This is a genomic window from Nocardia sp. JCM 38205 (assembly GCF_058222935.1).
On record NZ_JBYHFL010000001.1, the window covers coordinates 201,276 to 222,316 of the forward strand.

19 protein-coding genes are annotated in these 21,041 nt (G+C 66.4%); 9 read left to right on the plus strand and 10 right to left on the minus strand.

Translation table 11 applies throughout. The annotated features are described in order from the left end of the window. Window positions 1–140: 140 nt before the first annotated feature. From AC4HOU_RS01000 to AC4HOU_RS01015, 4 genes are all read right to left on the minus strand, one after another. Window positions 141–1,097: a phytoene/squalene synthase family protein gene (locus AC4HOU_RS01000; protein ID WP_194992379.1), complete on the minus strand. Its 957-nt coding sequence runs from the start codon at window positions 1,095–1,097 to the stop codon at window positions 141–143. Next, the gene (gene crtI / locus AC4HOU_RS01005; protein ID WP_195019375.1) at window positions 1,094–2,620 is read right to left on the minus strand and encodes a phytoene desaturase family protein; all 1,527 of its coding nucleotides are present in this window, start codon (window positions 2,618–2,620) and stop codon (window positions 1,094–1,096) included. Before crtI ends, AC4HOU_RS01000 begins: the two co-directional genes overlap by 4 nt. A gap of 46 nt (window positions 2,621–2,666) precedes the next feature. After that, window positions 2,667–3,686 carry a polyprenyl synthetase family protein gene (locus AC4HOU_RS01010; protein ID WP_228807025.1) on the minus strand — a complete coding sequence of 340 codons (1,020 nt, stop codon included), beginning with the start codon at window positions 3,684–3,686 and terminating at the stop codon, window positions 2,667–2,669. A 376-nt stretch (window positions 3,687–4,062) separates the two neighbouring features. Next, window positions 4,063–4,560, minus strand: a complete 498-nt coding sequence (locus AC4HOU_RS01015) for a DUF6764 family protein (RefSeq protein ID WP_194992381.1) — start codon at window positions 4,558–4,560, stop codon at window positions 4,063–4,065. Between the two features lie 390 nt (window positions 4,561–4,950). Here AC4HOU_RS01015 and AC4HOU_RS01020 point away from each other — a divergent pair, with 390 nt between their 5' ends. The 4 genes from AC4HOU_RS01020 (at window position 4,951) to AC4HOU_RS01035 (ending at window position 9,718) form a co-directional block, all read left to right on the plus strand. Beyond that, window positions 4,951–6,435 (plus strand): SDR family oxidoreductase, encoded by a 1,485-nt coding sequence (locus AC4HOU_RS01020; RefSeq protein ID WP_195019376.1) that lies wholly within the window; start codon window positions 4,951–4,953, stop codon window positions 6,433–6,435. Beyond that, a complete protein-coding gene (locus AC4HOU_RS01025) occupies window positions 6,419–7,075 on the plus strand; it encodes a hypothetical protein (protein ID WP_195019377.1) in 657 nt (218 codons plus the stop codon). The genes AC4HOU_RS01020 and AC4HOU_RS01025 overlap by 17 nt, the downstream gene beginning before the upstream one ends. 54 nt (window positions 7,076–7,129) lie before the next feature. Next, the gene (locus tag AC4HOU_RS01030) at window positions 7,130–8,314 is read left to right on the plus strand and encodes a WD40 repeat domain-containing protein (RefSeq protein ID WP_228815079.1); all 1,185 of its coding nucleotides are present in this window, start codon (window positions 7,130–7,132) and stop codon (window positions 8,312–8,314) included. 909 nt (window positions 8,315–9,223) lie between these two features. Beyond that, window positions 9,224–9,718: a hypothetical protein gene (locus tag AC4HOU_RS01035; protein WP_194991177.1), complete on the plus strand. Its 495-nt coding sequence runs from the start codon at window positions 9,224–9,226 to the stop codon at window positions 9,716–9,718. Between the two features lie 72 nt (window positions 9,719–9,790). Here the strand turns inward: AC4HOU_RS01035 and AC4HOU_RS01040 are convergent, their stop codons facing one another. Then, window positions 9,791–10,144, minus strand: a complete 354-nt coding sequence (locus tag AC4HOU_RS01040; protein WP_194991178.1) for a histone-like nucleoid-structuring protein Lsr2 — start codon at window positions 10,142–10,144, stop codon at window positions 9,791–9,793. A 270-nt stretch (window positions 10,145–10,414) separates the two neighbouring features. Continuing rightward, window positions 10,415–11,071, minus strand: coding sequence for a response regulator transcription factor (locus AC4HOU_RS01045; protein WP_194991179.1), 657 nt, complete (start codon window positions 11,069–11,071; stop codon window positions 10,415–10,417). 209 nt (window positions 11,072–11,280) lie between these two features. Between AC4HOU_RS01045 and AC4HOU_RS01050 the strand changes: the two genes are divergently transcribed. Beyond that, window positions 11,281–11,715: a hypothetical protein gene (locus AC4HOU_RS01050; RefSeq protein WP_194991180.1), complete on the plus strand. Its 435-nt coding sequence runs from the start codon at window positions 11,281–11,283 to the stop codon at window positions 11,713–11,715. Between the two features lie 10 nt (window positions 11,716–11,725). On the opposite strand, the gene AC4HOU_RS01055 is transcribed toward AC4HOU_RS01050, so the two are convergent. Beyond that, complete coding sequence (locus tag AC4HOU_RS01055; protein ID WP_195007122.1) at window positions 11,726–13,939, minus strand: sensor histidine kinase; 2,214 nt, start codon at window positions 13,937–13,939, stop codon at window positions 11,726–11,728. A 399-nt stretch (window positions 13,940–14,338) separates the two neighbouring features. Between AC4HOU_RS01055 and AC4HOU_RS01060 the strand changes: the two genes are divergently transcribed. The 3 genes from AC4HOU_RS01060 (at window position 14,339) to AC4HOU_RS01070 (ending at window position 16,448) form a co-directional block, all read left to right on the plus strand. Next, complete coding sequence (locus AC4HOU_RS01060; RefSeq protein ID WP_228807005.1) at window positions 14,339–14,827, plus strand: DUF4190 domain-containing protein; 489 nt, start codon at window positions 14,339–14,341, stop codon at window positions 14,825–14,827. A 416-nt stretch (window positions 14,828–15,243) separates the two neighbouring features. Next, complete coding sequence (locus AC4HOU_RS01065; protein ID WP_194992312.1) at window positions 15,244–15,810, plus strand: hypothetical protein; 567 nt, start codon at window positions 15,244–15,246, stop codon at window positions 15,808–15,810. Next, window positions 15,786–16,448 (plus strand): hypothetical protein, encoded by a 663-nt coding sequence (locus tag AC4HOU_RS01070; RefSeq protein WP_194992311.1) that lies wholly within the window; start codon window positions 15,786–15,788, stop codon window positions 16,446–16,448. Before AC4HOU_RS01065 ends, AC4HOU_RS01070 begins: the two co-directional genes overlap by 25 nt. Window positions 16,449–16,614: 166 nt before the next feature. Here the strand turns inward: AC4HOU_RS01070 and AC4HOU_RS01075 are convergent, their stop codons facing one another. Then, a complete protein-coding gene (locus AC4HOU_RS01075; protein ID WP_194992310.1) occupies window positions 16,615–17,643 on the minus strand; it encodes a hypothetical protein in 1,029 nt (342 codons plus the stop codon). Between the two features lie 435 nt (window positions 17,644–18,078). Between AC4HOU_RS01075 and AC4HOU_RS01080 the strand changes: the two genes are divergently transcribed. Continuing rightward, entirely contained in the window at window positions 18,079–18,381 is a 303-nt protein-coding gene (locus AC4HOU_RS01080; protein ID WP_228815080.1) for a DUF2510 domain-containing protein, read from the plus strand. Window positions 18,382–18,846: 465 nt separating this feature from the next. Here AC4HOU_RS01080 and AC4HOU_RS01085 read toward each other — a convergent pair whose 3' ends face one another. Together AC4HOU_RS01085 and AC4HOU_RS01090 are read right to left on the minus strand one after the other, a co-directional pair. Next, entirely contained in the window at window positions 18,847–19,230 is a 384-nt protein-coding gene (locus AC4HOU_RS01085; protein WP_195019380.1) for a hypothetical protein, read from the minus strand. A gap of 501 nt (window positions 19,231–19,731) precedes the next feature. Then, a complete protein-coding gene (locus AC4HOU_RS01090; RefSeq protein ID WP_195007121.1) occupies window positions 19,732–21,021 on the minus strand; it encodes an aspartate aminotransferase family protein in 1,290 nt (429 codons plus the stop codon). Window positions 21,022–21,041: the final 20 nt, after the last annotated feature.

Below are 21,041 nucleotides of genomic sequence, written 5' to 3' on the forward strand. Positions count from 1 at the left end.
CTCAAGCCGATGACAAAGGAATGTAAGGATTCGCCACCCATCGCCGCGGTGAACGGCTCGCCCCGCCCCGTCTTCGATCCGATGGCACCGCGCTCAGGGCAGCGCAGACCTCCGACCGCCGCCACCGCGGTGGTACCCGATCATGGCAGTGCCGGGGTACGGGTGGAGGCGCGGCCAGTGCGGCGCGCCCACAGGGCGCGCGCCAATGCCGGACCGGCGACGCGGGCACGGCGCGCCCGGCTCACGGTCGCCCGGCGGGCGAAGACCGCGAAATCATCGGCCTCGATGCGATCGAGGATTTCGCCGTAGAGCACGGCGGCGGTGGCCACACAGGGCCGCGATACCGGGTGCAGCAGCGCGATACCGGGCCGGGCGATGCGGTACCAGTCCCGGGTGATGGCGTGCTGGGCGGCCAGCGCCGCCCGGACCCTGGAATCGGTGCGCCGGTGGTCGCGGCACCAGTGCAACCGGTCCCGGTCCACGTCGAAAGCGGCCAGTTCGTCTGCGGGCAGATACACCCGGCCGCGGTCGAGATCTTCGGCGATATCGCGCAAGAAGTTGGTGAGCTGGAACGCTTTACCGAGCGCGGCCGCGTGCGGTGCGGCGTCGTCGGCGGGCACGATCGTGCCGAGGACGGGCAGCACTTGCAGGCCGATCACCTCCGCCGAGCCGTAGACGTAGCGGTCCAGCGCGGCGCGATCGGGATAGGCGGTGACCGTCAGGTCCGCGCGCATCGAGTCCAGGAAGGCTCGAAACAGCGCGTGGTCGAGCCCATAGCGGGTGGCGGTATCGCTCACCGCAGCGAGGATCGGGTCGCTGCGGTCGCCGGAGCGCAGGCTGTCGAACAGCTGCCGGGACAGGGTTTCCAGGCGGATCTCCGGGGTTTCGCCGGTGGGGTCCGGCTCGTCGACGATGTCGTCGGCCCAGCGCGCGAACCCGTACAGGGCGTGGATCGCCGGGCGCTGTGCCGGTGTGAGCAGGCGCGTGGCGAGAAAGAAGGTGCGGCCGTGTGTGGCGTTCAGCGCGCGGCAGCGCCGGTAGGCGCGGCGTAGCCGTGGGTCGGTGATAGCCGCGGCGTCGAGTTCGGCGCTGATCATGAACGTGTGCCCCCTGTCCAGGCGATGGTGGTGCCGGTGCCCGGGGCGACTGCCCCGGTGATGCGGTCTGCGGCCAACCGGCCCGATAACAGTGCGGTGGGGACACCGACGCCCGGAACGGTGCCGCACCCGGCCAGAACCGCGTTCGAAACCCCGCGCGGGAGGTTGGCTGGCCGGAACGGCCCTGTCTGGCTGAAGGTGTGGGCCAGCGAAAACGGTGTTCCCGCCAGCATTCCCTGACGAGCCCAGTCGGCGGGTGTTGCCAGGTGCACGATGTCGGCGTGCTCGGCGAAGCCGGGCACCAGCCGCGAGTCGACGACTCCGGCCAGTTTCCGACCGTAGCCGTACCCGCTGTGATCCCAGCCCAGATGCGGCCCGAGGTCGAGGTTGGGTACCGGGGCGAGCACGTAGTACAAGTCGCGGCCTGCCGGCGCGAGTGCCGGGTCGGTGGAGGTGGGCCGGGTGATCAGCAGTGAGGGATCGCTCATCAGTTCGCCGCGGTCGATGATCTCGTCGAAGGTGCCGGCCCATGCCTCACCGAACAGGATGCTGTGGTGGGCGGTCGCCGCGCCGGTCGGCATGCCGGCGTGCAGCACAACCGCCGATGGTGCCGGCCGTAGGCGAAGCGGGCGCCTGGGCCGGCGGTCCAGCAGCTCGTATGCGGTGTCGAGTTCGGTGGCGATTACGACAGCGTCGCAGGTGATGCGCTGTCCGCAGGTGGTGTGTATGGCGGTGATGCGGCCGTGGCGCTGTTCCAGTTCGGTGACCGTGTGGCTGTAGCGGAGGTCCACGCCCGCATCGCGGGCAGCTGCTGCCAAGGCGTCGGGCAGAGCCCGCATTCCGCCTCGCGGGAAGTACACACCACCGACGGTGTCCATGTAGGCGATCACCGCATACAGCGCCAGCGCACGTTGCGGCGAGACTCCGGCATACAGGGATTGGAAGGTGAAGACTCGTCGTAGCCGCGGGTCGGTGAGGAACTGGCCGATCACCGCATCGAGGCGACGGAATCCGCCGAGGGCGACGAGACGGGCCAAGGCCGGGGTCACCAGCGATAGTGGTGAATCGAAGTTCGCAGCGATGAACCGTTCGAGCTCGACGCGATAGATCTCGCTCAGCCAGGCCCGCAGTCTGCGATATCCGGCGACCTCGACCGGGCCGGCGAATTCGGCAATCGCCTGTTCCATCGCCTCGGCGTCGTGGTGGACGTCCAGCATGCTGCCATCGGCGAAACACGCACGATAGGCCGGCACCAGCGGCTGCAGTTCGAGTCGGTCGCCGAGTTGTTCGCCGACCGCGGCGAGGGTGTCGCCCACGATGTCGGGCATGGTGAGCACCGACGGGCCGGTGTCGAGCCGATACCCGTCGACGTCGCGCCGCCCGGCACGGCCCCCGGGTACCGGGTCACGCTCGACCACCGTGACCGTCCGTCCGCGCCCGGCGAGATGCAGCGCGGCGGATAGTCCGGCCAGGCCTGCACCGACCACCACGACATGGTCGGTTTTTCCGGCAACGGTACGCATCTCGGCATCCTTTGATCGTGAATGGGGTTGATTCGGAGCTGGCGTCTCAGTGCTCGCGCTCTGTGCACAACAAGGCCATTCGCCGTAATGACGTGGCGGCCGAAGGATCGAGAACGCCGTTGTCGAGGATCTCTTGTGCGAGCTGGAACCGTTCGGTGATCATCTGCTCGGCCCGCTGCGCAGCGCCGCTGTCGACGATCACGGTCAGGGCTGCCTGGACCGCCTTCTCGTCGACCTCGCGACCTGCCCACAGTTCATGCAGCCGCGCCCGGCCTGAGGGGCCGGTCAGGTGTTCTGCCAACGCGACGACAGTGGTGGCCTTGCGTTCGTACAGGTCTGCCCCAGTGGGTTTTCCGGTGACTGCGGGGTCCCCGAAGACGCCGAGCACATCGTCACGGATCTGGAAGGCCTCGCCGACGACGGCTCCATATTCGCCGAGCGCCTGCATCACCGCAGGCGGGCATCCGGCCATCGCCGCACCCAACTCCAGGGGTCTGCGTACGGTGTAGTTGCCGGATTTGCGGCGCGCGATGTCGAGCACGTCGCCGAGTGCCGGAATCCGTCGTGCATCGTTGAGCAGGTCGGCCAGTTGCCCGATGGCCAGCTCGGTACGCATCGCATCGTAACGTGGCCACACGCGCGCCAAATCCGTTCCTTCGATGCCGCTTTCGCGGAGCATTCGTTCGCCCCACACCAGGCACAGATCGGCGAGCAGGACCGCTGCGGAATCACCGAAACGCGACGACGACCCCGACAACCCCTGCTCGGCGTGCCAGGCGGTCAGGCTCCGGTGCGCGCACGGGCGGCCGCGGCGGTTGTCGGCGGCATCCATGACGTCGTCCTGTAGCAACGCGAACGCGTGGAGCAACTCCAGGCTCGCCGAAGCGCGGAGGGCGGGCGTGGATTCCGTTGCACCGCAGAGCCAGCCGAGGTACATGAAGGTCGGGCGCAAATATTTGCCGCCGGAAACGAAATCGCACACTATCCGGCCCGGTTCATCGAACCCGGCGGTCACGAGTTCCTCGCCACACCGGGCGTCTACGAACTGCTCGATCTGGGTACGCAACTCATTCTCTACCTGTTCGTGCCACGTCTGGAATGGGTCCCGCTGGGCGCCGTCTGGTCCGCCAGAGGATGGCGGCTGCGGGCGATGTTGTGAACGTCCTGTCCGCTGAATGTCATGGCGTGCGACAAACTGCATCGTTTCCGAGTCGGATATTCTCATTGGGCCGTCCTCTCGTCGGGGTGCGGGAGCGGCCCGTGGCCGCGGCCTGAGGCAGTGCCGGCCGTGGACCGCCGCGCGCACGATGCGATGGGTGGCGTCTTCGAGCGCGTGGACCGAGCATGCGCCGGCTGGTATGGCTGCGCTGGCCCATACGGGTCCGGCCAGAAGCAGACGCCGGACCCGGACCCGGCGACTATTCCTCGATTCGGCGCGTCTCTCACCTCATCGAGACGCAGCCCTGCAAAGTCTGGAAGTCCCCGGCGAAGCCGAGGCCGCCGGTGCAGGTCGGTGTCGAGGTTCCGGTGACGGTCACCGTGGCTCCCGGACCGGCGATACCGATGGACAACCCCGGCCGCACGCCCATGGTCGAGACCTGCGCGCCCGGACCCACGGCGATCGCGGCGGGGCCGGACAGGAATTGGGAGGTGGACGCGGCGATTCCGCCGTTCGCGGCGATGGCCAGCGACAGGCTCGTGGCCGCGGCGTCCGCGGCGGCGTCGCCACCGAGGCCGTATGCCGCGGCGGCACCACCCGCGTCGCTTTCAGCCGAGCACGACGCGCCGGCCTCGCCTGCGACGACGACCGCCTGACCGGGTGCTTGGCACGACGCTGGTGGCGCAGCTCCGACAGTAGGCCCTGCGGCCAGTGACCACGCCGAGGCCGCGCCCACGCTCACCAGCAGTCCGAGCGTACGTGTGGTTGTGAGATGGAACATGACGATCTCCCTCGTTCTCGATTGCCGGTCGCTCCCGCGTCGGGCTGCGCACGGACGCGCCGGAACTTCCGCCCGTGGTCTTCACACTACCCCGGATAACGATGCAGAATCGATGCATCGCGTAGATTTGCGCGCGGGCGTCCACGGAGATCGAGCCGACGGCGCGGGCGCACCCACAGCAACAGAACGATCAAGAGCCATCTCGCGGCAACAGGCCTCACGGCCACAGAAATCGCCACCGCCACCAGGGCAGCCGCGTGGTAGTTGTCGATCGGCCCACTCGTCCATCCGTGACGGGTATTGGCCGCAGCGCACCGGGCCTCGGTGACCACGGTCGGTGGCGACAACTCCGCCTCAGGTGATGTCTCAGAACAGGAAGACGGTAAGGATATGAGGTGCGTAGTTTTCGGAGCCACCGGATACATCGGCGGCCGGTTGGTGCCCGAACTGCTACGAGCGGGTCACCAGGTCCGCGTCGTGGCCAGAACACCAGCGAAACTGAACGGGGCCCCATGGCAGGACCGGGTCGAGGTGATGCGCGGCGACGTCACCGCCGAGGCGAATGTGCATGCCGCGGTCGCCGGCCAGCAGATCGTCTACTATCTGGTCCATTCATTGACGCGGCGCGATTTCGCCGATGTCGATCAGCGCGCAGCGCGCACGGTTGCGGCGGCCGCGCGATCAGCCGGGGTCGGGCGCATCGTCTACCTCGGTGGCATCGTCCCGGACCAGACCTCGCTATCCCGGCATCTGGCATCCCGCGCCGAGGTCGGTGCGATCCTGCGGGAATCAGGGGTGCCCACCGCCGAACTGCGCGCCGCAGTGATCATCGGATCCGGCTCGGCCAGCTTCGAGATGCTGCGCTACCTGTCCGAACGCCTGCCCGCCATGGTCACCCCGCGCTGGGTGCACAACCGGATCCAGCCCATCGCCGTCCGCGATGTGCTCCATTACCTGGTGCGCTCGGCTGACCTACCCGTCGACGTCAGCCGGAGTTTCGATATCGGTGGGCCGGACGTCATGACGTATCTGACGATGATGCGGCAGTACGCAGCCGTCGCCGGACTGCCTCGCCGCATCATGCTCCCCGTCCCGGTACTCACCCCATGGCTTTCGGCCCAATGGGTCAACATCGTCACTCCGGTTCCGCGTGCCCTGGCCGTCCCCCTGATCGAATCCCTAGTGCACGAAGTGATTTGCCACGACCACGACATCGCCGACTACATACCGGCCCCCGAAGGTGGACCGACCACCTATGAACGGGCCGTCGAACTCGCGCTCGCCCGGATCCGGAACGCCGACGTCCCGACCCGGTGGTCGGACGCCGATACCGCCCGCGCGCCGTCGGATCCGCTGCCCACCGATCCCGACTGGTCCGGCGGATCGCTGTATGAGGATCTTCGTGAACAGCACACGACTGCTGATCCGGAGACCCTGTGGGCGGTCATCGAATCAATCGGCGGCGAGAACGGCTGGTACTCCTTTCCACTGGCGTGGTCGCTGCGCGGCTGGATCGATCGCCTCAGCGGCGGGGTCGGACTGCGCCGAGGCCGGAAGCACCCGCATCGTCTACACCCTGGCGAGGCCCTGGACTGGTGGCGCGTCGAGCACATCGAGCGCCCCCGCTTGCTGCGTCTGCGCGCCGAAATGCAGGTCCCCGGATCGGCCTGGCTCGAACTCGGCGTGGAGCCCGAACCCGATGGTGGAGCTCGCTACCGGCAGCGCGCCGTATTTCAGCCACGCGGACTGGCCGGACATCTCTACTGGAAAGCGATCACGCCGTTTCACGACGTCGTGTTCGGCGGGATGGTCCGCAATATCATCGGCACCGCCGAACAACGGGCGGCAGCCTCGGAGGGTGCTCGCCGCCGGTAAAGCACATGCGCATCAGAATATTCCCACTCGGAATAGCCCCAGGCTCGACCTATTTAGCCACCTCGGCCCCGACGAATGCACTGGTTTCGCACGGCCGGTGATCACCACCCGGTCTTGTCGAGGCAGCCTTCGGCGCGGCGCGGCGGGTCGGCCATGTCGAAAAGAGTTGCTGGTTGCCTGGCGAGAGATCGGCAGCGACCCGAAGGAGGCGCCGCAGCCATTGATCGGCAAGTTCTCCTCAGATGACCGCATCCAAGTGCAGGTCGGCGCGTCCGTCGGGGACGAAGAAGCAGCGACGGTGTCGCCGCAGCAATCGACTGTTCAGGCGCCGATAACCATGGACGGCGGCTATACCTTCGACACCATCGAGCACAATGGCATCTGGCCAGCGGACGTGGAGGCGATACCAGCGTCTGCGGCGATCTACGCCAGGTCCGGCTCGGTGCAGCTCCCGTTCGATTCGGGTAGCGGTTTCGGTCAATGCCGCGGCGACCTGTTCGGGGCTACCGGTGTTGCCGGCCTGCCAGCACGGCGATCCGCAACCACCGCCTGGATGGGAGATTTCGACCAGGTACATCAGCGCTGGAACCGGGTGCTCGGTCGCCTGGTCCCCATTTCAAACGGCCACCCTGACGAGTAACCTTCCGATCCATACCGTGCACGACGGTAAGTGGGTGAAATGAATCCTGAGCCAATGCTCACCCGGCGTAGGGCGATCCTCGGGGGCACTGCCCTGGCTCTGGCGGTCACTGGAGCCGGAATCCTCGGCCTTAACATCACCGACACCGACGCGGTCGATGAGTCCGCACAGCCCGCGCCGTCCGCTGCGACTGGTAGAACGACAGGCTCCTGGCTGACCTTGTCGCCTCGCGACGACAAACCGCTGCGAGCAATTCTCTTTCCCTACGACGACGGCTTCAGACCTGCACACCTCGCGTTCTCCAACGACGGATCGACACTAACGATGGCACGATTGCCGGTCAATGGCACCGGGATCGACGTGCAAACGTGGAGCCTGGACCAGGAAACCCGGGTGAAGTCAGGAACGCTGGAACTGGGCCGGTTCGGGGCGTTCGCCGTCGGTCCCGCTGGCGTCGCATTCCGAGATGACCGCTGCATAGGAATATCACGGACGGCGAAGCCGATCTCCACAACACCCTCGGTTCAATGCAGGCAAAAGGAAGGGTCCACCACCGTCGCGGTCAGCGACGACGGAGTTCTACTCGCCGTGTCCATCGGCTCCTACCGGAATTATCTGGACATATGGGAAATCGACCCGCCCGAATTACTCCACTCGACATACCTGCCCTATCAGCCGAACAAGCTCAAATTTTCTGCCGGTAACCGAGTTCTCGCCCACGCCGGCCGCTTCGGCGATTACGGAGAGGCCGGAACCCGGCCTATCGTCGGACTCGTCGATATACCACAGAAGTCGGCGGGTTCCGAGTTTACCGATATCGCGGCAGGCAATCCGAATAGACACGCACGAAACGTCGACGATTTCGACATATCGGCGGACGGCTCGACGATTGCGATCAGTCTCAGTGATCCACTCAGCAACCCCATGGGAAACCCACTGTTCGATGAAGTACAGGTATGGGATGTCAGAGATCGCAGTCTGATAACGAGCCTCCAAGGTAAAGGGGGGGCGGTTAAGTTCACCCGACAGGGCAACCTCCTCGCGACTGGCACCTTCGATGGATATGGGCTTGATATTTGGGACGTCCGACATCGCACCGTTCATAAGTCGCTGAACCTCACAGCCGCGCCAGAGGGAGCCCGTGGGTTGAACGGCTCAGTTGCCTTCAGTCCCGACGGTCGCCTCCTCGCAGTTCCTGTCGGACGCACGGTACAGCTGTGGGACGTCTCGCTGATGTAGGTCGGGCAACGTTCAACACCCGCACGCCCTCGCCTATCGGCCCTCGACTGATACTCGTTCGATTAACGGCAGCCGACACGCGGCAAGAGCACCAAAGATGCCGGGCGTAGACGCCGGACTCCGAGCGAATCCGATCCTCGACTGCATGCGCCCCAAGCCTTCGGCCAAGTCGCAAGATCGTCTCGTACCGTGATGAAGCAGTTCCTCCGGGCACGGCGAGCCCAGTCTTCTCCTGCCTACGCCTGCGGTTCAGCCGTTGGAGGCACCGTGGTCGGTGCACTGCCGAGCCGCGTCGCAAGAAGGTGGTGGTCGTGATGGCGTCGTCCGCGGTGAGCTCGCATCGCAGCGCCCGGCCGAGCATCTGACCGAGCGCCCCGACCGGAACCGCTCACCCTTCCCGGAATTGCTTTCTTCGGCGCTCCGCGGCCGGCCGTGACATGCAGGCCGAGACCGCTGGGCGCGATGCCCGACAACATCTTTGAGCGAGCACGGCTGGAGGGTACCGACCTCGAGCTGGGCCAAGATGTTACTGAGATGAAGACGTCACTGGTGACGCCCTGGTTGCTGGCAGCTCCATCCCCGCAACCGCGCCGTAATGGCAGGTTGTCAAGCTAGTCGTCTTGCACGCTGTCGACCGTTCGACCGATATGCCGGGCACACCAAGCGATGCCATCATCAGCGCATCAGATATGGCGGAGTCGCTCGCACGGCCAGAAATCAGCAGACCCACACCGGGCAGCCGACCATACGAAATACAACTCGATGCACAATGCGCGCGCGGCCGCCGGGCCGAGTGTAAGGAGCAAGTTCTTGACCAGACGATATATACCAGCTATCGCTGCCTCGTGCGCACGGGCCGTAGCGGTCGCCGGTACAGGATGCTCGAACGGTCCGTCTTCGACGGCCTCGATGCGTTACTTTACGAACGATCCGGCGTCGACGTTGGTTGGCGAGTCTGCACCCGCATGTGCGTCGGGATCGCGGATCCTGCGACGAGGTGACTACTCGGTCGAGAGCGCTGGCGGCCCGTTGGTGGCAGCAAGCGACCGGGTGGCCTACGTGTACGTGTTGTCGATGTACCAGCCGGCCTACTGCAACGACACCAGCGATGACGAGTTGACCGCGGCGGGCCAGCACGTTGTTGCCACCATTCCTGAGATCTGCTCCGGCATCTCCGAGGACAAATCGACACGCTCCGAGCCGTTCGCCGAGGCGGAGATCTTCGAGCAGTGGCCGGCCGAGATCACCGACCGAGCGATCCGGGAATTCATCGCGCGCACCGACGGAGGGCCGCTCGGTGCGGGCGATAGCGCGGGCAATATCAACGAGTCACCATCGTCGCGCCGCTATCACGCCGAATATGCTGTTCAGGCGGCCGCTTTGGAGTTCTGTCCAGGCTATTAGGCCAAACCACACCGTGGTCAGCGGCTCGAGCAGCGAAGACCGGCGCGGCCCATGGTTGCGTCGCGGGACGCGCTATGCCGTTGCAGCCCTCCACTTTTCGATCAACGACTGCGAGACCCGGCCGCGGGCAGGGACGTCCATTCCGTTCTCCAACGCCCAGGCGCGGGCCGCCGCCGCGTCCGCGCGCCCCGAACGGCCGGTTCGTGTGGGTTTGTGCGCTCGCTGCTTCCGTCCCCCGACGCGCCGGGCATTTGCGATGAACGGTTCCAGCGCCTTGCGCAACTTGTCTTGATTCTTCTGCCCCAGATCGATTTCGTACTCGACACCGTCGAGTACGAAGCTCACCGTCGGCTCGGCAACAATATCGAGATCGATATCGTCACCGGAAAGGTCATCGGTCAAAGTCACCTGCACCCGTTTCGCCACCGCGACAGGCTAGCACCCGCACTGAACTGGTCACCGTAGCGAGCGGTCATCAAGCCAGAAGAGCGCCGCGGCGACCGTGCCTCGGGTCCCCCGGGAGGGCGAAGTCGAATCACCGTCGCATGGACAATGTCGATTCTCCTATTGTCATCGATCATCGCCGGGGCGACGATTTCGGCCGGGTATACCGGCGCGGGCCGGGGGAACCGCGCCGGGAATCACCTCCATCGCAGCAGTGCGAACGATCGCGTCGAATAGCGTCTGCCCCGTTGTTCAGAGTTCGTCGGCGGTGATGAGACCGTCTTGGATGGCTCGGGCGACGAGGGCGGCTTTGGTGGGCGCGGTGCGGCCGGCGGCGGCGTATTTGGTGCGGATGCGTTCGAGGTGTGTTTTGACGGTTCCGGGGGCGAGGTAGAGCCGTTTGGCTACCAGGGCTTGGGATTCGGTTTGGAACCAGGCGATGAGGACTTCGCGTTCGCGGGGTGAGAGGGCGGGGCGGTGGGAGGTGCGGTCGCCGCTCATGGCTTTGGCCATGGTGGGTGCGAGGTAGGGGTGGTCGGTGCGGGCGGCGTGGATGGCGGCGATGAGGTGTTCGCGGCCTTCGGCTTTGGACAGGTAGGTGACTGCGCCGAGGTCGAGGCATTCCAGGATGAGGTCGCTGCCGGTGTGCTGGGAGAACACGATGACTCGGTAGCCGAGTTCGGACAGCTGTCGCACGCCGGTGAGGTCGGGGGCTCGGGTGTCGAGTTGCAGGTCGAGGATGACGACGTCGACCTCGGGTCGGTCGTGCAGGAATTCTTCCAGGCGCAGGTAGTAGCCGTGGATCGTGACGGGCGGTTCGGCGTCGGCGCACCAGCCGGCGATTCCGTCGTGGATGATCGCGTGGTCGTCGATCAACGCGACCGGCACGGCGTGGGTGTCCGCTTCCATGGCGCTGCTCCCTGAACTGGTTCGGCTGGTGTCCGCGATCGGTGCGCGGTCGCGTTGTCCGCAGATGCCGATCCTAGATGGATGCTGCCGGTTGCACTGTCCGCCGAACGGGAGACACCCACCGATCGGAAAACACAGTCGACTCCGGGTGTTCGTGTCCGATGTTCGGCGGATACCGCCTGCGGCTGGGTGGTGGCGATGATTGCGGTATGGATACACATGGACGCGCACTATCGGCCCGGGCGGGCGCGGTGGTCGCCGGATCGATCTGTATTGCCCTGGCCGCGGCGCCCGCCGCGCAGGCGGTCGTGCCGCTGGAGGCGGCGACCGGACCGAACACGATCACCTTCACCTTCGTCAACAACGAGGCCGACGTGACCACGTGTGAGGCATACGCCGCCGGTCCGGTCTCGTTCCGCACACCGGCGACCCGGGTGCCGGCGCGCAGCACCGCGACGGTGAGTTTCGTCGACGTCCCGGCCGGCAACTACGTCCTCGACTGGGCATGCCGCGGTTTCGACCAGGGCAAACGGATGGTGTCGGTGGGTGGCGAACCGTTGCCCGGCGCCGTCCCGCGCCAAGGGCCGGCCCCGAGCACCGGCACCCGGACTCCGCTACCGACCGGATCGTTCGGCTCGTCGTGACCGGCCATGGTCAGCTCGGTTTCCGCGACGGGCCCGGACGGTCGATCGGGTAGTCGATCTGAAGCCAGGTGATGTCACCGAGCACGGTGATCGTGTGGACGCCGATCCCCTCGCGGGGTGGGGATCCGGGATGAACGCAATCGCTGATGATGCTGACCGCCAGGCCCGTCTCGTCGGTGGAGATGACGATACGGGCCTTGGTGCGAGCGGTCGCCAGCATGCGCGCGGGTAGGTCGAGCAGGGCGGCGGCGACCTCATCCGAGAGCGCGGGTAGCTCTGGTGCGAAGTCGGCGGTGACGGTGACACCACGCTTCTCGGCGAGTTCGATCGCGGGTGTCAGCTCGGCCATCAGCGGGTGCTCGTGAACATCGACCTGCGCGAAAAGCCTGCGCAGCCTTGCTGATTCGACCAGGCACGCTGCTCGGATGGCGGGGTCACGGGCGGTGTCGGGGTTGGCCTGCAGGCGCTGCAGCAGTGGCACGACCGTCTCGGCGAGGCGTTGGTAGCGGTGCCGGAAATCGGACTGCAGGGCACGGCTGATCTCGTCGGCGGCCAGCAGCCGGCCATGCTCGGTCTGCAATCGCTCGGCGGCGCGGACACTGCGCCGCATCGGCGCGGTGAACCCCAGCGCGGTCGCCTGCACCATGGCCATACAGGCCAGGTTGTAGCCGAGCTCGACGAGGTCGGTGCGGCTCGGCGAACTCGCCAGCACCACCGCCGACCCCACGACCCACACCGCCGCCAACCAGCACAACGACTGCCGCAGCGGCAGTCGCGCCGTCAACGCCGCGACCGGCCAACCCGCGGCACCCAGCGCCCAGTACGCGGCGGTGAACACCTGTGCCTGCGGCAACAGCAGGCCCTGCACCGGCACCGCCGCGACCACCACCAGCGCAGCGAGCTGCCGCGCCCGGTTCGACATCCTCCTGCGCAATCCGACCCCGGCCACCGCGCACATCGCCACCATCACCGCAACCACCGCGGCGTGCTCCGGCACGACACTCCCCGGCCCGAACACCGCCCGAGGCGACTGCATGAGGACAACAACCGCGGCGATCACCAACAACCCGTAGCCGTAGCCCCGGGCCAGCTGCAGCACCCCGGCGACCGAGCTCGACGGCTCCAGCGCAACCGGATCGGCTTCGACCGGCGCCTCGTCCCAGCGCATCACGATCCGCGTGCCCGCGCCCGGCGCGGTGTCGATCTCGACACTCGCCCCGACATCGGCGAGCCGCCGCTGAATCGAGTTCCGCACCCCGTGACGTCGCCGCACCCGAGGTGCATCGGGGTCGAATCCCACCCCGTCATCGACGATCTCGATACACCCCGCTGACAGCGTGACCACGACGCCCTGGGCTCGCGCATGCCGGTCCACGTTGACCAACGACTCCCCCACCGCCGCCACCACAGCCACACCGAGCTCACCGGCAAGGTCCAGCGAATCACACCCGGTGACAACACAATCGGTCGACAACCCCGCGCCGACAGCTCGCACCGCGGCGGCCACATCAACCACCCCTGCCTCCCGCGGCACTGCGAGAGCCCCGATCGCGTCCATATCCCGCCGCGTCTGGCCCCGCAACGTTTCCGGGTCCCCGACCGCCCCCTGCCCGACCATCAACAACGTCGACGCCGCCGTGTCGTGCATCGACGCCCACTGCGCTCGCTCGGCCCGCCGGCGCGCCTCGGTGACCTCCCGCCCCACCCGCACCTGCGACACCGCCGCCAGCGCGGTGTCGACCAACCGGGCCGACCGCATCAGCGACCACCGCAACGCCGCCGCCATCGCCCACTCCACGACCAGAAAGTCCAGGCTGAAGATCGTGAACGGATTCGCGATCCCCGCCAGCCCGCACCCCACCACCCACGCCGCCACGACCACCACCGTCGCCACCGCCGACCACCGCGGCGGCACCGCGACAGTAAAGGAGATGACCGCGGTGCCGGCCACCGCCAGCATCGCACTGGTATCGGAGACGAACGACGAATCCACCACCAACCACGGCGTCGACACCAAATAGGCCGACACCACAACCAGATCCAACACCGACCACCCCGACCCGGACCCCCGCGCGACCAGCCGAAACACCGACCAACCCCCCAGCAGCGATGTCAGCGCCAGCCCCGGCGGCGGCGAACCCGGAGCCACCCAATACAGCACCGCAACGACAACGAACACCCCATGCCGCAGCAACAACCCCGCCATCGCAGCCTGGCGCGTCACCTCGGCATACGTCGGGGCCGGCCACGTCCCGGTCGCGGCCTTTGTCCGCGCGTCGAGCGGCCTGCTTTGACTCACGCCTCATCGTCGAAGACCAGCCGCCGGGTGTCCAGCGAATCCGCGAACTCCGTCATTGCTGACCCCGCACAGACAGACACTCGCGGCAGCACGCAACGAACACACCCGAGACCGTTTGCCGTCGTCAATTCGACGGCACTTCCGGCCGGCACCGATAGGCCGTCGGTGTCGGCCACTCGGCCGATACCGCCGAGGTGATCGGCCGCCGACCATGGCTATATGTCGACTGCGCGAAGGTCATGTCGTGATCCGGATGTCTCGTCCGCCGCGTCGAGTGCCGGGTGTGTCGATGAACGACGATTTCCCGAGGAAAGAGCACAACCTATGAACGCACCCACGCCAGCGGAATACAGACAAGATGATCACCGCACGAGCCCGGCATGGCTCTGCTTCTTGATTCCGCTCGTGCTCGGAACAGCATGGATGGCTACGTCCTACTTCGGCTCCGGAATAGTCGTGTTCGGGTACAGCCCCGACGACTTGGGCGCGTGGAACTTTCTGATCGCGCTACTCCTGATCATCGTCGGAGCAATCGGTGTCGTCATCACTCGATCGACCAGCGCGCGACCCACCACTACTACTGCTGCCCGACCGTATGACCCTCGCACGAACTCGCTCGCCATCGTCGCGCTCGTTTTGGGTTTCGTATTCCCCTTCGCGGCCATACCGATCGGCCATATTGCACGCGCCCAAATCCGCACCAGCGGCGAACAAGGCGCAGGTCTGGCATTGACCGGCCTCGTACTCGGCTACCTGTGGCTGCTTTTCGTCGCGATGATCATCACGCTGATCGCGCTAGCGAACAGCGGATAGCAAGACCCATCCGGCCGCCCTGCGTTGAGCCACCGGCCGGACCGCGCTCATTAGACCCCCGCCACCCAGGCCACCGCTGACGGCGCAGGCCTATCTGTAATCACTCAGCACGCGGTCCCCCGGCGACCCTGCCACGCAACGATGTCGGTCGAACGGCAGACAGACCCGCGGTTGGGGGGATCCATCGTTCCGCGAAGGCAGCGGCCACGCACCGTCCAGCCGGCAAGAACTGGAACCAACAATATGAGGACAGCATGCGAAGCTCGGCCCGCCTCCGAATCGGCTCGACAGCAATCGCTCTGCTCACGGTCGCGGCATGCACCGGCGAGTCGCCCGGGACGTCTGGGGTCACGCCAACCGTGGCCGCTCATTCATCCACAGCGACACCAACGCGTGCGACTGCCACAACTGTGACTGTGGGGAATCCGGACTTCGTGCCCGTGACGATGCGGCGTGGCGTGATGGCGTGGCATTGCGACCACCAGTTCACCACCTCCGCGTCCTCCCCTGCTGCCGCAGTCGTCCGACTGCCACAGGATGCAAGCCGCGCGCATGAATTCGCCCTACCCACCTTGTCTGGCGACAAGGTAGAGCCCGGAAACAGCGGTATCTGCGCGACTTTCGGCGACGGCCAAAATGTTCGAGTCGCGTTCGCCGTGGCATCGCTCAAACCGTCGTCAGGACTCGAACCCGAGGCGCACCAGCTCACACTGATCTCCTACCGCCTCGGTGAGGACGAACCCGAAGCAAGGGTGACCGTGTGGTCGGGGCGGGAGCGCCCGGTCGATATCAGCCTGCACGGAACGGCAGCCGGCGTCGCGGTCTCCTTCGACCTCCGAGGTCGGAAATCTCCTGAGATCCGGGCATATCAAGGCACCGATCTACACGATGCCTTGTCGATGCCCGGCACCGTCGCGGCATCGACGAACACGACCTATCTGGTCACACGCGCGGGCAATTGCGCCCTCTGCCCGGCGAATTAGCTGTCGTCACCACGGCCGACGGTGCACTCCGGTACCAACCGCCGCCGACCGGAAACCCCGTCGGCACCACGCTTGCGACCGTCACCGACTCCGGATACGGGTTCGAACGCCCGGAGGGAATGCTGTGGTTCGACGAGGTCACCGGCACAGTTCCCGATGCCGCCCCGGCCGCGCTACACGACGCGCGCGGCCTGCTCCCGGACCCCATGTCCACGTTGATAGTGGTGAAGTATTCGGTAGCCGGGAAACCCATGTTCAAGGTGCTCGATCGCACAACCTGGCAAGAGAAGCTCGTGATCGATGCCGAGCGCACGTCCGGGTTGCGCACCGACAGCGTGGCCCTCTACGACGGACACCTCTACGTTCGCAACTCCTCGGACTCGCCGGTGATCAGGGTGTCCGACAGCGCCGTGGTCAGCAAAGGCTGGCAGGTACTGCCCGTCGGGCGGATCGGCAACGCAACAGTCGTGGCCAAGGCTCCGAGCGCCGTCGGCTCCAGCAACTGCGTGCTCGACACCCTGATACTCGACGGCACCGCACACCATCCCGGCAAACCCAACGTTTACGGGTTGTCGACGTGCCCGGAATTCGTGGTGATACCTGACATCGACGGGTCTTTCCCCGGACCGCGTTACTGACCGCATGTCCTCGGCTGAACCGGCGGATCCACCGAAACATCGGTCGGGCCCGCCTTTCGCGCCATGACCGCGCCGACATAACACTCGTCTCGGTGATGCGCGGCCGGTCCGCGACCGGCAACGGCGTGACCGTCGGTTGTACTGGGGCCTTCGGCCGACCCCGGTGTCAGGCCGGTCGGCGGGGTACCACGATGCGGGCGTGCCCGTTGAAGCAGTGCATCATCACCTGATCGCTGGTGTCTTCGTCGGAGTTGTATTCGCAGGTCCACGGTGCGGTGGCCGCGTATCCCCCGGCATTTTGCCGGCGCACGACATCGAGCGCTTCGGTGCAGGTCACCGGGCCGGAATGAGTCCTGACCGTCAACGGAGCATGTCCCAGCGGCGAAGGAACCGTCCCGCACGCCTGGCCGAAGCCGAGCACGCTCGTCCGCGGGCACACATGCTCCACGGCGAGCCATTGAAACTCCCGATACATATGCAGTCCGTCGGCGATCGCCTGGGGATCCTGCTCTCGCAGCATGCGGATCGAGTTCTCGAAGTCGGAACGAAGCTGGCGCGCTGCCTCCGACAGGGTCGCGTCGTCGTTCATCCCTGCCAGCGCGGTCTCGATCTTTCGGACCTCCCCATCGACAAACTTCTGTGGATCTGCCCGAGCCGCATCAGCCTGCTCATCAGTTTCCGCGAGGTAATCGTCAGCGGTCACTCCCTCGATCGAGCCGCACACCATTCGCCCGCTGGCCCGCAGGAGATGCGGTGTGCCGGCGACGAGCTCGGCGTCTTCCCACATCAACCCCAGATTCCGGAGCACCGAAGCGTCATAGCCGCACACCGCGGCCGCGAATCGCGCATCACCTCCGTCCGGAACCGCGGTATACAAACTGTCGATGACCTTCGCGCGGATACCTCCCGGCGACGTGTCGATCGGCAATGACAACCCAAGCACGCCACCGCCGTCAGCGACCATCTCGCGCGCCTGCTCCTCGAGGCTGGTCCGCTCCCCGGTCCGGGGATCGGTGAAGGAAGCGCGCATCAACGCGTCCGCCAGGTCCTCGACCGACGAATTATCGCCCGCGGCGTCGACGCATCCAGGTCCGCCGATGCCCAGCCCATCGCGAATCGAGTCGAGGCCAGAACACGAAACAAGCAGCGCGGCGACGACCGCCACCAGCGACGCGGTATATGCACGGATGAACATGCCGGAAGTATCCGCCGGTGAAATCGCCCCGTCTGTCCGGTGAATGACGGACACGCGCCCTGCCACCAATGGTCGTTCCCCCGGCACGAGCAACCACCTGTTCAGTGTTGGCGGAAGGGCCCCGGCAAGATGGCGTCTCAGCGATGATGCGGTAAACGCGGTCCCAGTCGGCTCCGGCACGGCACGAGCCAACCGCTGAGCGGATCGGCTGCGGCCCTGTCGGCGCCGGAACGGCAAACTCAGCGCAAGGCTTCCAGCAACGCCCTTCACGCGGTAATCTCAGTCGTTAAACCTTCACCCGAACAGGGACATTCAATGAATTCGCCGCCACCGCCGGCCAGCGCGCCGCTCCCAGGCCCACCGGCATATGAACCTGCTGGCACTCCCCCGCTGCCTGGCAGCAAACCGAAGTGGAGCAAGGGACAAGCCGAAGGCTTGTCGGCGCTGTTCTTGATCGTGTTCGTCGTCTGGTACGGCGCACAGAATGACTGGAACACCGTCGGCACTCTCATCGTCCTGATGATCGGCGTGGGACTACTGTTCGTCTTCTTGGTGTTGCGTGCCTTGTTTCGCCTGGGAGAAAAGCGTGAGCCCACCGTCGTCGTCATGCCCCCTGCGCCTGTCTCGCCCACCGCGCCGCCGCCGGGCTGGTATGTCGACGCCGCCGGTTCCACGCGGTGGTTCGACGGCCAACGCTGGACAGATATCACGCAGCCCCCGCGACCGAGCGAGACCTGAAGCGCCCAAGCCGTCTGCTGCGCGCACCCATTCCCCATACCCAGCCGACGGATGGAACCGATGCAGCCGATCCCACCGCCCCACCAACACGGGCCTTCCCCGAATCACCCGCAGCAGAGCTCGTTCGGCCCAGGGTTCCCACACGGCCCCGTACCGCCAGAACCGGGCCTAACTCGATGCAGCCGCTGTCCGCATCCAGGTAGAAGAACAGCATTCGCCCGCTGCCTTCGATCCGGTGCGGCATCCGCGCTGGTATCAACACGCTGCGAAGCCGCCGAGCCGGCCTCCGGCTCGTTGTGATGGTGAAGGCGGCATCGATCCCGAATGCCAGAGTATGGACAGCGGCGGAATGTGTGTCGAGGTGGAAGGACGGGCCGAAGTAGGCAGCCTGGCCCGGCCACAGCCACACCACGCGGCGCCGCGCCGTCGCGGTCGTCGGTGTGATGGCATCGCCTGCTGTGGTGGTCACGATCGCGGCCCTGCTTCCGCCGCCGTGCACACGACGGACGCGCCGATCGCCATTCCGGCCAGCACCGTACCCACTGTCAATGTCGCACCGCCGTGCATCGCCCCGTCGCCGACGGCCGACCAGATCAGGGCCATCGCCATCGCCAGTCCGAAACCGCCGTAGACTGCCCGGTTTTCATAACTCAGGATCGCGAACAGCAGTCCGCGGTGGCGCAGGAGGAGCCTGACATCATCATCGACGGGTCCGCGCTCGTCCATAGCGCATGCACGATCGATCGAGAAGACAGCCGTGGCCGGCGATTGGTTCACAACCGCGGCACACACCAGCAGGAGCCGGCCCCAGCAATGTCGTCGCATCGTTCTCCTCGGTGTCGAAGTCACCGACGATCCTTACCGGCAGATCAGCAACGTGCTTCCGAAAACCTGCTGTCCTCGCTCATCGTCGCCGGATACCCCCCGCCGCCTGTCGTGTACGACCCCGCCGTTGTCGACGTCAGCCGTGCACTCCCCCTGAGGTCGATCGACGAGTGGGCAATCCGCCCCCGGACAGCCGGATACTCGGCGTCCAAGTGGTCGGCGAGAGCCCAGCATGTCGTCGCCGGACAGCCAGTCACCAAACCCGCGGTTGCGAGAACATACGCCTCTTAGCAGATCGAGGCGACCCGTGCGCCGCGTAACCCAGCACGGACACACCCCACGGGGGCACCGGCCGGTCGAGATCGACACCGGGAACGGAAATACCGAAAGCTGCTCTGCCCCGACGTTTCACGACCAACTACGACAACAGGATTCGGGTCGCATATCCAACAAGGATATTGGAACTCCAACGCGAGGCGAATCGTCTGAGCCGACCCTCGCTGCTCCGCAGCCGAATCAGCGCTTTCAGTCGACGGTGAGGTCGGTTCCGTCTCGGCTGGAAGAAGGCGAAATGACTTGGAGGAGTGCCGCGGCCGTTGCCTCGACGTCGGCGGTGGTGTGCGCTGTGCTGAGGAATATTTTGCCGGAAGGCATGAACAGGAAACCCTGCCGCAGCATCCCTTCCATGATCGTTGTCCAGAGCCCGCCGGTGCCGTGGAGTCCGGTGGTCCCGCCCGCGGGCACGTATTGGAGGAGCGAGCCGACGCGGTTGAAGCTGCCGCTGCCGGGAACCGAACCGAGAACAGTGCCGACGACGGAGTGGAACTCGGCGGAGATCGTCTCGAGTTCCTCGTAGACATCGGGGTCGGCCAGTACGCGCATCGTCGCCTCGACGGCTGCGAGTGCGATGGGGTTGGCGTTGAAGGTGCCGGCGTGGGTGACGCCGTTGGTCACCTGGTCGACCAGGTCCGCTCGGCCGACGACGGCGCTCTGGGTGAATCCGCCGGCCATCGCCTTTCCGAAGACCGACAGGTCGGGGAGCACACCGTATTTCTCGGCGGCGCCGCCACGTGCGATCCGGAACCCGGCGATCACCTCGTCGAAAACGAGGACGACGCCGTGGCGGTCACAGAGATCTCGCAGCGTGGACAGGAACTCCGGCGCGGGCGCCTCGACACCGGCGTTGCTCATCACCGGGTCGATGAGCACCGCCGCGATGTCCCGTTCGCTGGACTCGCGCAGGAGACGCTCGGCCAGGTGGACGTCGTTGAAGCGCGCCACGACCAGATCGTCCAGAACGCTGGGCGATTGGCCTTTGCTGCCCGGGCGCGCGGGTCGGTCGCTGTCGTCCTCGGACATCCCGGCGTAGACGGTGTCGTGCCAGCCGTGGTAGCTCTTGGCGAACTTGAGGACGCGACGCCGCCCGGTCGCGGCTCGGGCGAGCCGCAGCGCGACCTGCACCGCTTCGGTTCCGGTATTGCTCCACAGCAGCCGCTCGCCATGCGGTACGGCATCGAGAACCGCTTCCGCGGCGAGATATTCGAGGGCGTGACCCGTGCCGACGACCTGCATCTTCGTCGCGGCCTCGGACACCGCGGACAGGATGCGCGGATCGCTGTGTCCGAGCACGAGCGGGCCCCAGGCCATCACGTAGTCGACGTAGCGGTCGCCGTCCAGGTCCCACAGGTGCGCGCCCCGTGCTTCTCGCACGAAGAGCGGATGGGGACGCATCGCGGCGCGCAGGCCGGACCCCACGCCGCCGCCGACGCTGCGGCGGGCTCGTTCGAATGCGGTCCGTGACGATTCCAGGGCCATGGACGACCAGCGCCTTTCTT

Coding starts and splice junctions, on each gene's coding strand:
- AC4HOU_RS01000 (WP_194992379.1), bottom strand. CDS start 1,097: ATGATCAGCGCCGAACTCGACGCCGCGGCTATCACCGACCCACGGCTA.
- crtI (WP_195019375.1), bottom strand. CDS start 2,620: ATGCGTACCGTTGCCGGAAAAACCGACCATGTCGTGGTGGTCGGTGCA.
- AC4HOU_RS01015 (WP_194992381.1), bottom strand. CDS start 4,560: ATGTTCCATCTCACAACCACACGTACGCTCGGACTGCTGGTGAGCGTG.
- AC4HOU_RS01020 (WP_195019376.1), top strand. CDS start 4,951: ATGAGGTGCGTAGTTTTCGGAGCCACCGGATACATCGGCGGCCGGTTG.
- AC4HOU_RS01030 (WP_228815079.1), top strand. CDS start 7,130: ATGCTCACCCGGCGTAGGGCGATCCTCGGGGGCACTGCCCTGGCTCTG.
- AC4HOU_RS01035 (WP_194991177.1), top strand. CDS start 9,224: ATGCGTTACTTTACGAACGATCCGGCGTCGACGTTGGTTGGCGAGTCT.
- AC4HOU_RS01045 (WP_194991179.1), bottom strand. CDS start 11,071: ATGGAAGCGGACACCCACGCCGTGCCGGTCGCGTTGATCGACGACCAC.
- AC4HOU_RS01050 (WP_194991180.1), top strand. CDS start 11,281: ATGGATACACATGGACGCGCACTATCGGCCCGGGCGGGCGCGGTGGTC.
- AC4HOU_RS01060 (WP_228807005.1), top strand. CDS start 14,339: ATGAACGCACCCACGCCAGCGGAATACAGACAAGATGATCACCGCACG.
- AC4HOU_RS01075 (WP_194992310.1), bottom strand. CDS start 17,643: ATGTTCATCCGTGCATATACCGCGTCGCTGGTGGCGGTCGTCGCCGCG.
- AC4HOU_RS01090 (WP_195007121.1), bottom strand. CDS start 21,021: ATGGCCCTGGAATCGTCACGGACCGCATTCGAACGAGCCCGCCGCAGC.